A 16,180-nucleotide genomic window follows, 5' to 3' on the forward strand; every position below is an offset into this window, starting at 1 on the left:
CTCCTGAGCGGAAACGGTTCCGGACCGGAGCCTCCTTCGCTAGTATTCGAATGCTTGTTCGAATGCCCGGCCGTACTTCCCCACGGGTGGGCACCTGGTGGTGTGCCCTCGACTCAGCACCATCGGACGTCGTTGGAGGTCGGTCGATGCCGGGGGGAGTCGTCGTGGGGCGGTACTACGGGGCGGACGTCACCGTCGTGGAGGACGAGGGGCGTCCGGCCAGGTTCGTCTGGAACGGAAGGGTCTACGGGATCCGCAGGATCCTCGACCACTGGGTGACCCTGAGTTCGCTACGAAAGCCGGGCGAAGGCTCCTGGGCGCCCGAATGTCGGCACTGGAGGGTGGAGGCGGGGTCCGCCTACTCCCAGGGGGTGTACGAACTGCGGCACGACACCATCACGCGGGAGTGGACCCTGGCCCGGGTCTGGGGCTGACCCGGACGCTCGTGCCGGGGTGCCTCAGTCGGCCTCGGGCCGTACGTCGGAGGGGACGAGGCTGTACACGGCCAGGTCGGCGCGTCCCTCGTGCAGGGGCATCGCGTTGCGTTCGACGCCCTCGGCGACGAAACCGGCGGCCTCGGCCACCCGGCGGGAGGCGGTGTTGCCGGTGGCGGCCTTGATCTCGATCCGTTGGAACCCCTGGCCGAGGGCCCAGCGGGAGACGGCCACGGTCGCCTCGGTGGCGTAGCCCCTTCCACGGCCCCAGGGGGAGATCCAGTAGCCGATCTCGGTGACCATCGCGGGCCACTCCGTGCGCAGGAGGGACATCGAACCGATGAAACGCCCGCTCTCGCGCTCCAGGATCGCCCAGTGCTGGCCGTCCCCGGAGGTGCGGATGGACGGGGCCAGAGTCAGGCAGAAGTGTTCGGCCGACTCGCGGGTGTAGGGCTCTCCCGGAGCGGGGATCGGGATCCATCGCTGGAGCCCGGGGTCGGTGCAGGAGGCGTACACGTCATCGATGTCGCTTTCGAGCGCGGATCGCAGTCGCAGCCGTTCGGTCTCGAGGATGACCGCGGGCATGATCGGCGTGCTCCGGGCGCTGGTCATGGTGGCTCTCGTCCCTCTTTCTCCAGGTACACGGGTTATGGACGGCGCGGGGTCCGATCACCCTATGTGTTCGTTCCGGGAGACGCGCAAGGGCGGGGCGGCCGATCGGGCCGCCCGTCGAGGGCGCGTTCGGCCCGACGGAGGGCGCCGGGCCGAACGCGTACGGGATCAGAGCAGGCCTCGGGCCACCCGCTCTCGGATCAGGGTGTCGAAGACCTCGGAGAAGGCGTCGCCGGGGCAGGCGGTGTCCAGCCAGTCCCGGTGGCGGGCGACCGCCTCCTGCGGGGTCACCACCCCGGTGTCCGGGTTCACGTACTCGATGTCCCGGCCCGGATCGATCCCGGTCAGCGCGCACAGCAGGCGGAGCAGAGAGACCAGCGAGTCCTGAGCGGCCTGAGTGGGCAGGCCGTCGGTGAAGTCGCCGAGCAGGCACACACCGACGTTCCCGTGGTTGAACCCGACCGCGTGACCCGCGGTCACCGAACGGGCCAGACCGGGCAGGGGCGGACCGGAGAAGACGGGCATGCCGTCCTCGCCCGAGTGCCGTCCTTCGTAGATCGTGCCCTCGGGGTCGATGAGCAGGTGGTAGCCGATGTCGCCCCAGCCCAGGTCGGCCGCGTGGTATCGGTACACGGCCCGCATGTCGGCCGCGTGGTCGTCCGTGGTCTCCCACGCGGTGTGGTGCACGGTCAGGGCCTGGGTCCGGTGGAAGACGGCCGGCCACAGGTCGGTGCCGTCCTCATCGAAGCGCAGGGACTCGTCGGCGCCCCAGCCCGCGCGGCTGCGCATGCGCAGGACGGTGGGGCCGGAGAAGGATCGGATCCCCTCGTCCTCCGCCGACAGGGCGACCCGCTCGGGGCCGCCGAGGTTCAGTTCCTCACCGTCACGGGTGTTCAGGGCGGTGAGCTCGGCGCCGTCCGCACCGCGGACCTGGTAGCCGGTGGCGCCCTCGGGGGCGAGCGCCATCGCGGTGGCGACCGGCTCGTGGTGGTCGGGGCCCTCGGTGTGGAAGTCCAGTTCCCGCCAAGGGCCGAGGCCGTCGGGGCCTTCGAAGCGTACGGCGGTCTCGGAGGAGACGGCCTCGGGAGGCCGTGCGACGGCGATGAGGTCGAAGCGCCGTTCGGGGCGGACGAGTTCTCCTGTGGCGGTGGCCCGCTCCGCGAGCACCCGGGGTGCCTTCAGTCCGTCGGTGGTCTCCGCCGAGGCCGCCGAGGTGAACAGCGAGGGGGCGAGGGAACTCAGGCCCGCCACCGCCGTGGCGCTGGTCAGGAAGGTACGCCTGCGCATGCGTGTCCGATCTGTTCTAGGGGATGAGAGTGCCCCATGAGAGGGGCGTGAAGCGCGTGCTGTGGATAGACGCGGCTCGGCACCGGAACAGCCTGCCACAGGCATGTGACTTGCGACACGATAACCCCGGGTGTCGGACCCACTGCGACGCGTGTTCGGCCCGACCGAAAAGCCTCGAAGAACGGGAGACCGCTGACTGAGAGGTGTTCGAAGAGGGGCGCGGGCCGCCGATATCACGGTCGGGTCGTGCCCCCTCCGGCCTTATCGGTCCTCGGTACCAGGGGGTATGCGGAACCCCGAAGGCCACCACGTACGGGGGTGGTCTCTGGCAGAGTTGGTGATGACCTGAGGCCCCTGCGCTCTGCGGGGGCAGGCTGCCCAGGGTCGGGGGACCTGTGCGAACGGTGCGGACACCGGGGACGACGTCGGTCCGAACCCCTACCGGACCGGATGAGACCGGGCAGCCCACGGACTTCTGCTGCGGGGAGCGATATGACCGACCACGACCGCGAGGACGCGCGTCACCGGGAGTACGAGGGGCCGAAATGGATGGGCGGACGCACCGCCCCCGGCCTCGGCCCGGCTCTGGGCGGCCTGTTCGAGGGTCTCCCTGGAACCGGTCAGGGGCCCCGGGGACGGGACGCGATGGGAGACCCCTCCCATCGGGTCCTCCAGGAACCCCAGGGGGCGCCCATGAACCCCGTCCGCCCCGAACGGCACACGATGTACGAGGAGAGCCGCCCGGAACAGCACGTCTCCAGGCACCCGGAACACGACCACGGTGAAACGGCCGGCCACCCGTCGGGCACGACGACCCCCCGGACCGAACCGGCATCGCGTCCGTCGATGGAGGGGCGCCGCGTTCCGGCCGCCGAGGAGCGGGCCGAGGAGCTGCGGCCCAACGTCATCCCCTTCCGGGGCGGCGCCCAGCCTCCCCGTTCCACACCTCCCCGCCCGCAGTGGGACACGGGGGCGAGCACGGACCACGGTCAGGTGGACGAACCGCCGATGTCGGTCCGGCCGACGGTCCGGGACGGTGTCGAGCGCGCGCACGAGACGCTCGACCCTCTTCCGGAACCGCCGCACCAGGGGAGCCCCCGAAGTGACGAGGCCGTCGAAGCGGACCGCCCCCGACCGAGCCCCGAGACGCCCCGGAGCCCCTCCGACGACGTTCCGCGCGCCTCCGAAAGGGACTTCGACGAGACCGAACGCGCCGCCGTCTACCGCGCCATACGCGAACGCCGTGACGTCCACGCGGGCTTTCGCCCCGACCCCGTCCCGGCCGACGTGCTCACCCGTGTCCTGGAGGCCGCCCACCAGGCGCCCGGGGTCGGCCACACCCAGCCCTGGGACTTCCTGGTCATCGACGACCCGGAGCTGCGCGCCCGGGTGCGCGACCTCGCCGAGCGCGAGCGCGCCACCTACGACGACGCCCACCCCGACACCCGGGCCCACGCCCTCTCCGGCCTCAAGGTCGAGGCCATCGCCCAGAGTCCGACCAACATCGCGGTGACGGTCGACCCCACCCGGGGCGGTCGTACACCGGGGCGGCACTCCAAACCCGCCTCCTACTCCGCTGCGCTCGCGGTCGAGAACCTGTGGCTGGCGGCCCGCACCGAGGGGCTCGGCGTCGGTTGGGTCTCGCTCGTCGACGAACGAGAGGTCGCCGACGCCCTCGACCTCCCCTCCCACCTGGAGGTCGTCGCCTACCTCTGCGTCGGCTACGTTGAGGAATCACCGACGACCGACACCGAGGACGACGGACGGACCCGGGGACGCCCCTTGGCGTGGGTGGTGCACCGTGACCGTTACGGTCGTCGAGGTCTGCCCGGTCAGGAGCCCACGACCCTCCTGGAGGAGACCATCACCGCCATCGGAGCGCTCGACCACCGCGCCGTGGAGGAGGCCCGCGACCGGCAGGCCCGTATGACCAAGCCCCCGGGCTCCCTGGGGGTCCTGGAGGAGGTGTCGATCCGGCTCGCCGGGCTGGCCGGACAGTCCCCTCCGCCGATCCCCGAACCCGCGGCCGTCGCCGTCTTCGCCGGTGACCACGGCGTGCACGCCCAAGGTGTGACGCCTTGGCCGCAGGAGGTCACCGCGCAGATGGTCCGTAACTTCCTCGACGGGGGAGCCGTGGTCAACGCCTTCGCCGCCCAGGTGGGGGCCGAGGTGACAGTGGTGGACGTCGGCGTCATCGAGGACCTCGCCCCTCGACCGGGCCTGCTGTCCCGCAAGGTGGCGCGGGGCACCGCCGACCTCGCCCGCGGACCGGCCATGTCCCGGGAACAGGCGCTCCACGCTCTGGAGACCGGTATCGAGGTCGCCCGCGACCTGGTCTCGTCGGGCGCGCGCTGCCTGCTCACCGGTGACATGGGCATCGCCAACACCACCCCGTCCGCCGCGCTGATCTGTGCCTTCACCGGGGCCGACCCGGCTCTGGTCACCGGTCGCGGAACGGGGGTGGACGACGCCACCTACGGACGCAAGGTCGAGGTGGTCCGCCAGGCGTTGACGGTCGACCCGCCGGACCTCGACGACCCGATCGGCGTCCTGGCCTCCCTCGGTGGTCTGGAGCACGCGGCCCTGACCGGCTTCATCCTGGGCGGCGCCGCCCTGCGCGTCCCGGTGTTGCTGGACGGGGTGATCGCCGGCTCCGCCGCGGCCGCTGCGGCGGCGATCTCCCCGGAGTCCATGGCCGCCTGCTTCGCCGGGCACCGTTCCACAGAGCCCGGGCACGACGCCGTGCTCGAACACCTGGGGTTGCGTCCTCTGATCGACCTGGAGATGCGTCTGGGCGAGGGCTCGGGCGCCCTGCTGGCGTTGCCGCTGTTGCAGGCGGCCGCACGCGCCCTGCGCGACGTCGCCACCTTCGACACCGCCGGGGTCTCCACCGCCCCGTGAGGCCGAAGGGCCGCCGGAACCCGACCCCGACGGGAACGGCCTCCGGCGGCCCGGACCGGGCGCGTGAGACGCCCGGACGTGAGGACGGGCACGGTGTGAATCACCTCTCCCGTGCCCGCTCCTTGACCTCCACGTGACACCGTTTCGGCAAGGTAATTTGAACCAATCGCCGAACATCGCCGGCGGCGCGCCGAGGCAGGGCCCCGCGCGCGCACCCCGCCGCCGACGTCGGGGGCCGGCACGGACGACCATGAGGGGTGCGATCCGTGACCTATCTCCTGGGCCTGCGCATGCGGGACCGTGACGTGCTTGTCGTCGGCGGGGGCAGGGTCGCCCAGCGCCGTGTCCCCGTCCTCCTGGAGGCGGGGGCCCGGATCACCCTCATATCCCCCGAGGTCTCCCCGGCCCTGGAGGATCTGGCCGCCGCCGGGCGGATCACCTGGCTCCGCCGTGCCTGGCGGGCGGGGGACGTCTCGGGGCCCGAGGCTCCCGCCTTCTGGCTGGTGCACGCCGCCACCGACGACCCGGAGATCAACGCCGAGGTGTCCGAGGAGGCCGAAGGCGCCCGGGTCTGGTGCGTGCGCGCCGACGATCGGCACACCTCCTCCGCGTGGACACCGGCGGGAGGCTCCGCCAACGGCATCACCGTCGGTGTCCTGGCCTCGGGCGACCCGCGGCGCGCGGCGGGCCTGCGCGACGCCATCACCGAGGGCCTCGCCGACGGCACCCTGGACGCCCGCCGCGGCCGAGAGCGCCTGCGCGGGGTCGCGCTGGTCGGCGGCGGCCCCGGCGACCCGGGCCTCATCACCGTCAGGGGGCGGCAGTTGCTCGCCCAGGCCGACGTGGTGGTGGTCGACCGTCTGGCGCCCACCTCGCTCCTGGACGGACTGCCCTCCGATGTGGAGATCGTGGACGCCGCCAAGATCCCCTACGGCCGTTCCATGCCGCAGGAGGCCATCAACGAGGTGCTCGTCGAACGTGCGGGCCGGGGCCTCTTCGTCGTCCGTCTCAAGGGCGGGGACTCCTTCCTCTTCGGACGAGGGGGAGAGGAGGCCGCCGCCTGCGCCGCTGCGGGGATCCCGGTCACCGTGGTGCCCGGGGTGACCAGCGCCCTGGCCGCCCCCGCCGCCGCCGGGGTGCCCGCCACCCACAGGGGCGTCGCCCAGGACATCCACATCGTCTCCGCGCACGTGGCCCCCGACGACCCGCGTTCCACCGTCGACTGGGCCGGGCTGGCCCGGGCCCACGGTACGGTCGTCGCCCTCATGGGGGTGGAACGGATCGAGGCCGTCACCGAGGCGCTGATCGCGCACGGTCGGTCGGAGGACACCCCCGTCGCGGTGGTCCAGGAGGCGACCCTGCCGGGACAGCGAACGGTGACGGGTACGCTGGCGGACATCGCCGCAACGGTCCGATCGGCCGGCGTGCGGCCCCCCGCCGTGGTGATCATCGGAGAAGTGGTCAAAACGGCTCGGGATCTTGACATACTGCACACGGGTGCCCAGTACGAGCCGGAGCGACTGGCGACCGGGCGCGATCTTCCGTGACACCTTCGATCCAGGCGCGCGTTCGCCGCGCCGACGAGGGGATCTCAGCACCGATGAGGAGGGCATACCGATCATGACCCGGCCGTCGGCAGCATCGGACACCTCGGAATCCGATGCCCCGGACCGGTTCGAAGCCGGACCGGACGCCACCTCAGACCAGACCGGCCCGGGCCTCGGCCCCGCGGCCGACGACCTCGACGGAGAACGTCGAGGACCCACCGTCCCTCTACCCTCCGGGCAGGCCAAACACCGTGCCCCCACCGGCGAGGACAGCCGTTTCGAACAGGTTCTGGAGACTCTGCGCAAGCAGGTCCTGGACCTGGAGTTCGCCGACGGTCTGGACGGGGCCGAAGAGGGACGGGCCCTGAAGGCGGACGTCCTGGCCCAGCTCTCCGACTACGTCCTGCCCCGGGTACGACGCCCCGACATCCCCCTGCTCATCGCCGTGGCCGGTTCCACCGGTGCCGGCAAGTCCACGCTGGTCAACAGCCTGGTCGGTGAGCAGGTGACCACCACAGGCGTGCGCCGCCCCACCACCAACAGCCCCGTGCTGGCCTGTAACCCGGCCGACGTGGACTGGTTCAGCGAGGCCTCCTTCATCCCCTCCCTGCCTCGTGTGCGCCAGCAGGGTCTGGCCATGCCCGGCAAGGACGGCATGCTGGTCCTGGCCGCGACCGAGGCGATGCCTCAGGGCGTGGCCCTGCTGGACACCCCCGACGTCGACTCCGCCGTCTCCGCCCACCACGAGTTCGCGGCCAAGTTCCTGGACGCCGCCGACCTGTGGGTGTTCGTCACCACCAGCGGCCGTTACGCCGACGCCCGGGTGTGGGAGTTCCTCCAGGTGGCCCGGGACCGGGACACCTCCATGGCCGTGGTGCTCTCCCGGGTGCCGCGCAGGGGGCGTCGTCGTCTCCTCGACCACTTCGGCGCGATGCTGGAGGCCAACGGTCTCGGCCACGCCGCCAGGTTCGCGATCCCCGAGACCGACCAGATCCGGGGAGAGCGCTTCACCTCCAACGTCGCCGACCACATTCGCGAGTACCTCGCGGACGTGGCGGGCGAGGCCGAACAGCGCGACCGGGTGTCCCGTCGCACCTTCATCGGTGTCATCGACAGCTTCCGCACCCGTGTCCCCGAACTGGCCCGCCAGGTGGAACGGCAGATCGAGACGGGCCACGCCCTGGGGGCCGTCGTCGACGACGCCTACTCCGACGCCCAGGACCGTATCGACACCTCCCTGGGCGACGGGTCGCTCCTGCGCGGCTCCCTGCTGGCCCGCTGGCAGGAGGTCACCGCCGGAGGCGACCTCGCCAAGAGCATGCGTCCTCGGGGCAAGCGCTCTCGCAAGGGCCGTTCCGAACAGGCCGAACGCGGTCGTCGGGTCGGTGCCCTGGAGGACGCCGTGCGCGACTCCCTGGAGGCCCTTGTGGTCTCCGCCGCGGAACGCGCCGCCGAGCGGGTCGAACAGCGGTGGCGCAAGGTGCCCGGGGGCGACGCCCTGGTCGAGAAGGCCCTGGCCAACCCCGGCGGGATGGACCTCGCCCGCCAGATGCGCCAGGAGATCGGCGAGTGGCAGCGCGAGATCGCCGAGCTGACCGCCGCGGACGGCGCCACCAAACGCTCGGTGGCCCGTTTCGTCTCCTTCGACCACGACGTCGTCGCCCTGGTCATGATCATCGACCTGCTCGGCTACGAACAGACCCGTTCCGGAGGCGGAGCCCACGCGGCCGAGTCCTCCGGCCCCTCCCCACAACGCCTGCTCAAGGGCTTGTTCGGCGCGCAGTCACTGCGCAGTATCGGCGGATCGGCGCGGGAGAACCTGCGTCGACGTGTCCTCGGCCTGCTCGCGTACGAGCGGGTCCCCTTCGACACCGCCCTGTCCGGCGCGGACATCCCGTCCGACGACAGCGCCGTCCAGCTCTACCAGGCCACGTACAACCTTGAGATTGCACGATGACGACTCAATGGAACCCCGCGCAGGCGGGGGACACCGGTGGCGGGGAACCTCGCCCCACCGGTGAGGACACCGAACGCGAGAGTACGGCGGGTCCCGGGCCGTGGGTCGACGACCCCGCGCCCGAACCCACCGCGCCCCGCGTGCGTGAGCAGCAGAGCGGCCCCTGGCGTGGCTACACCATGCCGGTCCCCGAACATCCCGAGCACGCCGAGGAGCGGATCAGGGGCGTCGACGACCAGCCCGCGTACGACGGGATCACCGGATACCCGGACCCCTCCGGAGCCGGCGCGGCGCACGGAGCCCTCCAGAGCGGCACGGAGACGCGTCGTGGACCCGCCGCCTCGAAGGCCGAGCCCGAGGAGACGAGAGGCGAGGGCCGGCGTCGTTCCGGGCGGCACGCCCGCCTGACCGGAGAGGCGCGGCGCGCCCCGGTCGAGGGCGACCACGACGACCCCGAGAACCTCGCGGGCTGGGTCGGCAGCCTCACCGAGGCCGCCGACGACGCGCGTATCGCGGGCCGTCACACGGGGGCCTTCCCGGCGATCCGGCCCGAGTCCGAGATCGCCCCGGAAACCGAACCCTCCGAGGCCGAGGCCGAACCCGAAGAGACCGCGGCCGATCAGGGCCCCGATCGTCGAGGCGCTCGTCCCGCGCCCGGAGCGGGCGACCCCCGTTCCCAGGCCACCTGGGTCCCCGACCCGCAGAACGACGAGGACGACGGGGACGAGAGCGAGAAGGAGGAGGGCGAGGACACCGAGGGGTCGTCCGAAGAGGACCGCGTCCCGGAGGAGACCGAGGCGGTGGAGGGGTCGGACAAGCCCGAGCCCCTGCCCCGCAGGGTCCCCGGCCCCTCCGCGGTCTCGGGCGCCTTCCGCGCCATCGGACCCGACACCACGGTCCCCGAGCGCCCCGCCGAGGAGGAGGCGACCGAGAGGACCGAGGCGGTCGAGGAGGAGTACCGCTTCACCGACCACGACCGTCCCAGCACGGCCGGGGCCACCACCCGCTCGGAGCTCATCGGGCGGCTGGAGGCCCTGAGCACCCTCGTCGAACTGGGCGGGGACGACCTGCCCGAGGAGGCGACGGGCCGGGCCGGACAGCTCCTCGACCACGCGGGGGCGCGTCTGCGCCTGTCCGCCGAACACACGGTCGTGGCCCTGGCCGGTGGCACCGGGAGCGGTAAGTCCTCCCTGTTCAACGCGTTGTGCGGACTGGAGCTCTCCCAGATCGGGGTCACCCGACCCACCACCTCCAAGGCGCACGCCTGTGTGTGGGGACACGAGGGCGCCGACGCCCTGCTGAGCTGGTTGGGCGTGCCCACCCGCTACCGACACTCGCGCACCAGCGTCCTGGACACGGGCGACTCGGCGCTGACCGGCCTGGTCCTGCTCGACCTGCCCGACCACGACTCGGTGCGCAGCGTGCACACGGCCGAGGCCGATCGGCTGATCGGTTCGGTGGACCTGCTCGTGTGGGTGTTGGACCCGCAGAAGTACGCCGACGCGGCCGTCCACCACCGTTACCTGGCCAAGATGGCCGGGCACGGCGCGGTCACCGTCGCGGTCCTCAACCAGGTGGACAAGGTCGAACCCGAGGAGCTGGAGGAGCTGCTCACGGACCTGCGCCGTCTCCTGGAGACGGAGTCGGGGGTGCACCCTCGGGTGATCACCACCTCGACCCTCACCGGTCAGGGCATCGACGAACTGCGCGGGTTCCTGGGGGAGACGGTCGGAGAGCGACGCGCCCTCGTGGACCGTCTGGTCGCCGACCTGGACCAGGTCGTCGAGCCGTTCGAGGAGTTCCGGGGGACGGGGGAGATCCCCCGGACCGTCTCCGAGCGGGTGCGTTCCCGGGTCCAGGAGGGGCTCGCCGACGCCGCGGGTGTGGCGGCGGTGGCCGACGTGGTCGAGACCAACGAGGTCCGTCGTGGCAAACGTCGGGTCGGTTGGCCGGTGGCGCGGCGGGCCTCCAGCCTGCGCAAGGACCCGCTGGCCGCCGTCCAGCTGGACTTCCTGCGTCGGGCCGAGCCCGGCGTCGGCGGCCCGGTCGACGCCCACGAGGCCGAATTGGAGACGGCCCTGGGCGAGGCGGCGGACGAGATCTCGCGGGAGATGCCCTCGCTCTGGCGTCGGAGGATGCGCGCGGCGGCCCGTTCGGGGCTGTCCGAGCTGTCGGCGGAGCTGGGCGAGGCGGTCTCCGGCGCGGTCGGCGACCCGGATCGCAGCCCCTCATGGTGGCGTCCGGCCCGGGCGGTGCAGTACGCGCTGCTGACGGTGGCCGGTATCGGCCTTCTCTGGGCCCTGGTGTCGTCGGTGAGTCTGATCGGCGGTGGCATCACCGGACTGCGGATGTTCGACGATCCGCTCTTCATCGCCTACTCGGGCGCCGTGGTGGCGGCCGGCCTGGTGGTGGGATGGCTGACCGGCGTGGGCTGCGGGAACCTCGTCGAGGTGGCCGCGGTCCAGCGCCGTGAGGAGGTCGAACGGACCGCTTTGGAGCGGGTCCGGGAGATCGCCGCGCAGCGGGTCGTGGCCCCGATGGAGGAGGAACTGGAGCGCTATCGCGCCTTCCGGGAGGCCTACGAGGCGGCGGTGCCTCGGGATCGGCGGGCCGGCCGACGGCACGGGGCGCACGAGGAGTGAGGATCGAAACCGTCGTCCGAGGGTGATGTTTCGGGGACGACGGGTGATCGGGGGCGGATCGTCTAAGGGCGATTCGTCCCCGTTCGTATGTATTGGAGCGAATTCAGGCTGGTAGAAGGCAAATCGTGACTCTTGTCAACTCCCTTGGGACACAGGGTGAGGGCTACCGTGTCCCCAACCCACGAGTCACATACAATCGGCGATTAAGTTATTACCCAAAGTAATGTAAAGTGGGGAGGGTGTGCTTGCCGAGGCGCCGACCAGGGGGGTTGTTCGCCGGTTCCGGTGACCGAACGGTATCGCGGGGGAACGTGGGGCGAATCCGGTTCGTCGAAGGGAGAACCGTGAGAGGCGGTGGGCACATCAGAGTCCCAGAGGCCGAAGGGCAGAGGGCGGAACGAGGGGGGAGGACGGAACGGTGAGTATCTCGGAGAAGCCGATGGCGCCCGAGGGGAGCCCGCCGGGGGTCTGGCGGTCCTGGCCGGTCTTCCGACAGCCTCCGGGGCTGGTCGTCTACCTGGTCCTACTGGTGTTCGTCGCGTTGTTCCTGTTCGGGGTGGCCGCCGCGCAGACGGTGTTCACCGCCTACGACCTCACGCTCTTCGTCGCCCTCACACTGTGCGCCGTGGTGTGCGTGGAGGCGATCCGGCGCATCGGGATCCCCGAAGGCGTGAGCCGCGACCTGCTGGGCGCCTGGTGGCTACCGGCGATGCTCCTGCTGCCGCCGCTGTACTCGCTCCTGATCCCCGCGCCCGTCTTCCTCATCCTGCAACGCAGGAGCAGGCGGGCGCTCCTGCACCGCAGGGTCTTCAACGCCGCCTCGGTCGGCGTCTCCGGGTTCCTGGCCTCGGTGCTCTGGAACAGCGGGCAGAACGGACCGATCGCCGGGATCGGCGGCACCTCCTCCGCGCACGAGACCCTGACCACCGTCAACGGCGTCTTCCTGGCCCTGGCCTGCTGCGCCGTCTTCACGCTGCTCAACACCCTCCTGGTCTTCTTCGCGGCCCGGCTCAGCACCGGGGCCGGCAGTACGCCGAGCATGTGGGACCGTGAGGCGCTCCTGGTGGACTCCGTCGAATTATGTGTCGGCGTCACCGTCGCCATCCTCGCGCAGCTCTCCCTGTTCCTGCTGGTGATCGCCGTTCCCCCGGTGCTCCTGCTCCAGCGCAGCCTCGTCTACCAGCAGTTGCAGACCGCCGCCCGTACCGACCCCAAGACCGGGCTCCTCAACGCCCCCACCTGGGAACAGGAGGCGGCGGCGCAGATCGCTCGCGCGCGTTCCTCGTCCGGTCAGGCCGCCGTGCTCATCGTCGACATCGACCACTTCAAACGGGTCAACGACAACTACGGGCACCTCTTCGGCGACCAGGTCCTGCTGGGGGTGGCCACCACCATCTCCCAGCAGTTGCGCCAGTCCGACCTGCTCGGTCGCTTCGGGGGCGAGGAGTTCGTGGTCCTGCTGCCGGGCGCGGACACCACCGAGGCATGGCAGGCGGCGGAACGACTGCGCTCCCAGGTCGGCCGGATGGAGATCGCGGTGGACGACGTCCCCGTGTCGATCACCATCTCGATCGGTTTGGCGGTGGTCGGCGACCACGGCGACGATCTCGTCGAGCTGCTCACCGCGGCCGACCTCGCGCTCTACCGGGCCAAGGAGACCGGCCGCGACCGGGTCTGCCTGCCCGCGGGGCGGCCCGAGGTGAGCGGGAAGATCCCCGGCCCCCGGGAGGGGGAGACCCACCGGGCCGGCGGTTCGGCCGATCAACTCTGAGCGGTGGGTCGGGGAGGCGCGCGGGTTGTCCACAGGCTCCGACACCCGTGCTTGCGCCGTCACCGCCCGGTGACCGAACGTGAGTACATGCCTCGTGATCGGTACGAACCCTCCCCGGACCCCGACGACCTTCTCCGACCCACCGACGGCCCCGCCGCCTTCGACGGAGGGGGCGCCGGCCCCGGCCCTCGACCGCCGACCCTCGGCCCCCCACTGCGGCTGAACGACGCGAACGACCTCCTGGCGATCCTGCCCCGCCTGGTCCGCCGACCGCTCGTCGACGCGGTCGTCACCCTGGTCCTGGACCGGCACGAGGTCCTCGGGGTGCTGTACGGCCCCCTCGACCACCTGGAGCGGACCTCGGCGACCGAACACGGCGGTTCGAGCGCGGTGGAGATCGCCCTGCGCTCCTCGGCCGACTCGATCCTGGTGATCGCCTTCGGCCCGGCGGAACGGGTGGACCCCCACGTGACCTCGCTGCTCGTGGCGGCCGGGACGGCGGGCCTGGCGGTGCCGGAGGCGCTGCGGATCACCGACGGTCGTTACCTCTCCTACCTGTGCCGAGGAGCCGACTGCTGCCCGGAGGAAGGGCACCCCCTCGCCCCTCGACCCGCACCGATCCCCCTCCCGGGCCCGGAACCCGGGGAACCGGTACGGGACGCCCGGATCCGGGCCCTGCTCGAACCGGTCGAGGGCACGCCCCGCGCGACGGCGGAACGGGCCGCCGCGGCCGAGGAGGAACGCGCGCGGCGCGAGGACCCCCGGGCCGCGGGCCGTGTCCCCTCGGTGCTCAGGGCGGTCCGGAGGGAGCGGGAGGGGCGTGTCACCGACCCCGGCGCCCTGGCGGCGCTCGGGGTCCATCTGCTCGATCTCCGGGCTCGGGACGCGGTCTGGGCCGGGATCACCCCGGAGACGGCCCGGCTCCACCTCGGGTTGTGGTCCAGGGTCGCCCGCCACGTCCCCGAACGCCATCGGGCCGCCCCGGCGGCCCTGCTCGCGGTCGCGGCCTGGCAGCTGGACGACGAACCTCTGGCCAGGGCCGCCCTGCGGGTCGCCACCGAGGCCGCCCCCGGGTACGCGATGGCGGTGCTGATGGAACGGGCCTTGAGTTGGGGGTTGCCCGCCGACCGTTGGGCCGGATACGTGGCCGAACACGGGGGAGCCGAGGGCCTGACACGGGCGACCTTGGAGCGGGAACCCGAACCCGACGACCCACCGGAAGGGCGCCCATAGGGATGAATCGGACAGGAGGGGTCGCGAACCCCTGTGGGGCGGGGGAGGCCGCACGGAACTCGTGGCCCCGGCACATCTCCCGACGCCCTAGGCTGGAGGCATGCCGGAGTACATCTACACCATGCAAAACGTGCGCAAGGCGCATGGCGACAAGGTCGTCCTGGACAACGTTTCGGGTTCGTTCCTGCCCGGAGCCAAGATCGGTGTCGTGGGACCCAACGGTTCGGGTAAGTCGACGCTGCTGAAGATCATGGCCGGCATCGAGCAGCCGTCCAACGGCGAGGCGCGACTCATGCCGGGGTTCACGGTGGGCCTGCTCGCCCAGGAGCCGCACCTCGACGAGACCAAGACCGTCCTGGAGAACGTGCAGGACGGCGTCGCCGAGACCAAGGCGATGCTGGACCGCTTCAACGAGATCGCCGAGAAGATGGCGACGGACTACTCCGACGATCTTCTCGAGGAGATGGGCAAGCTCCAGGAGCAGCTCGACCACCGCAACGCCTGGGACCTGGACAGCCAGCTCGAGCAGGCGATGGACGCTCTGCGCTGCCCGCCCGGGGACGCCGACGTCACCCAGCTCTCCGGTGGTGAGAAGCGCCGGGTCGCCCTCTGCAAGATCCTGCTGGAGGCCCCCGACCTGCTGCTGCTCGACGAGCCCACCAACCACCTGGACGCCGAGAGCGTGAACTGGTTGGAACAGCACCTGGCCAAGTACCCCGGCACCATCATCGCCATCACCCACGACAGGTACTTCCTGGACCACGTGGCGACCTGGATCCTGGAGCTGGACCGGGGACAGTTCTACCCCTACGAGGGCAACTACAGCACCTACCTGGAGACCAAGCAGGCCCGCCTGAAGGTCGAAGGGCAGAAGGACGCCAAGAAGGCCAAGCGTCTCAAGGAGGAGTTGGAGTGGGTCCGCTCCAACGCCAAGGCCCGTCAGACCAAGAGCAAGTCCCGTCTCCAGCGCTACGAGGAGATGGCCGCCGAGGCCGACAAGACCCGCAAGCTGGACTTCGAGGAGATCCAGATCCCGCCGGGTCCGCGTCTGGGCAACACCGTGGTCGAGGTCAAGAACCTCACCAAGGGCTTCGACGACCGGGTGCTCATCGAGAACCTCAGCTTCTCGCTGCCGCCCAACGGCATCGTCGGTATCATCGGCCCCAACGGTGTCGGTAAGACCACGCTGTTCAAGATGATCGTGGGCGAGGAAACCCCCGACGAGGGCACCATCAACGTCGGTGACACCGTCCAGATCTCCTACGTCGACCAGTACCGGGGTCGTATCGACGACACCAAGAACGTCTGGGAGACCATCTCCGACGGCGAGAGCTTCATCGAGGTCGGCAAGGTCGAGATCCCGAGCCGCGCCTACGTCGCCGCCTTCGGCTTCAAGGGTTCGGACCAGCAGAAGTCCTCCGGGGTGCTCTCCGGTGGTGAGCGCAACCGCGTCAACCTGGCGCTCACGCTCAAGCAGGGCGGCAACCTGCTGCTCCTGGACGAGCCCACCAACGACCTGGACGTGGAGACCCTCGGGTCGCTGGAGAACGCCATCCTGGACTTCCCGGGCTGCGCCGTGATCACCTCCCACGACCGCTGGTTCCTGGACCGCGTCGCCACGCACATCCTCGCCTGGGAGGGTGGCGCCAACTGGTTCTGGTTCGAGGGCAACTTCGAGGCCTACGAGAAGAACAAGGTCGAGCGCCTGGGCCCGGACGCCGCGCGTCCGCACGCGGTCACCCACCGCAAGCTCACCCGCGACTAGACGCGGAACGCTCGTGTTCGGCCCCGCCCTC

The 16,180-nt window shown here is 71.3% G+C and carries 10 protein-coding genes; 8 read left to right on the forward strand and 2 right to left on the reverse strand.

Going from position 1 to position 16,180, the window contains the following annotated elements:
* The first annotated feature begins 146 nt into the window (after positions 1 to 146).
* Entirely contained in the window at positions 147 to 434 is a 288-nt protein-coding gene (locus D451_RS0105785) for a DUF6504 family protein (protein ID WP_014912338.1), read from the forward strand.
* Positions 435 to 458: 24 nt separating this feature from the next.
* On the opposite strand, the gene D451_RS0105790 is transcribed toward D451_RS0105785, so the two are convergent.
* Together D451_RS0105790 and D451_RS0105795 are read right to left on the reverse strand one after the other, a co-directional pair.
* Positions 459 to 1,046 carry a GNAT family N-acetyltransferase gene (locus D451_RS0105790; protein WP_014911715.1) on the reverse strand — a complete coding sequence of 196 codons (588 nt, stop codon included), beginning with the start codon at positions 1,044 to 1,046 and terminating at the stop codon, positions 459 to 461.
* Between the two features lie 168 nt (positions 1,047 to 1,214).
* Entirely contained in the window at positions 1,215 to 2,333 is a 1,119-nt protein-coding gene (locus D451_RS0105795) for a peptidoglycan recognition protein family protein (RefSeq protein WP_017533752.1), read from the reverse strand.
* Between the two features lie 492 nt (positions 2,334 to 2,825).
* Here D451_RS0105795 and cobT point away from each other — a divergent pair, with 492 nt between their 5' ends.
* The 7 genes from cobT (at position 2,826) to ettA (ending at position 16,149) form a co-directional block, all read left to right on the forward strand.
* Positions 2,826 to 5,234, forward strand: coding sequence for a nicotinate-nucleotide--dimethylbenzimidazole phosphoribosyltransferase (gene cobT, locus D451_RS0105800; protein ID WP_014911059.1), 2,409 nt, complete (start codon positions 2,826 to 2,828; stop codon positions 5,232 to 5,234).
* A 266-nt stretch (positions 5,235 to 5,500) separates the two neighbouring features.
* Entirely contained in the window at positions 5,501 to 6,781 is a 1,281-nt protein-coding gene (cobA, locus tag D451_RS0105805; RefSeq protein ID WP_014909720.1) for a uroporphyrinogen-III C-methyltransferase, read from the forward strand.
* Between the two features lie 73 nt (positions 6,782 to 6,854).
* Positions 6,855 to 8,738, forward strand: coding sequence for a dynamin family protein (locus D451_RS0105810; RefSeq protein ID WP_017533754.1), 1,884 nt, complete (start codon positions 6,855 to 6,857; stop codon positions 8,736 to 8,738).
* Entirely contained in the window at positions 8,735 to 11,380 is a 2,646-nt protein-coding gene (locus D451_RS0105815) for a YfjP family GTPase (protein ID WP_017533755.1), read from the forward strand. The genes D451_RS0105810 and D451_RS0105815 overlap by 4 nt, the downstream gene beginning before the upstream one ends.
* A 418-nt stretch (positions 11,381 to 11,798) precedes the next feature.
* On the forward strand, positions 11,799 to 13,151 hold the full coding sequence (locus D451_RS0105820; protein ID WP_017533756.1) for a GGDEF domain-containing protein: 1,353 nt from the start codon (positions 11,799 to 11,801) through the stop codon (positions 13,149 to 13,151).
* An 87-nt stretch (positions 13,152 to 13,238) separates the two neighbouring features.
* Positions 13,239 to 14,384 (forward strand): DUF4192 domain-containing protein, encoded by a 1,146-nt coding sequence (locus D451_RS0105825; protein WP_036567815.1) that lies wholly within the window; start codon positions 13,239 to 13,241, stop codon positions 14,382 to 14,384.
* A gap of 100 nt (positions 14,385 to 14,484) precedes the next feature.
* The gene (gene ettA, locus D451_RS0105830; protein ID WP_014911447.1) at positions 14,485 to 16,149 is read left to right on the forward strand and encodes an energy-dependent translational throttle protein EttA; all 1,665 of its coding nucleotides are present in this window, start codon (positions 14,485 to 14,487) and stop codon (positions 16,147 to 16,149) included.
* Positions 16,150 to 16,180 lie beyond the last annotated feature (31 nt).

Source organism: Nocardiopsis alba DSM 43377, from assembly GCF_000341225.1.
Classification (GTDB): domain Bacteria; phylum Actinomycetota; class Actinomycetes; order Streptosporangiales; family Streptosporangiaceae; genus Nocardiopsis; species Nocardiopsis alba.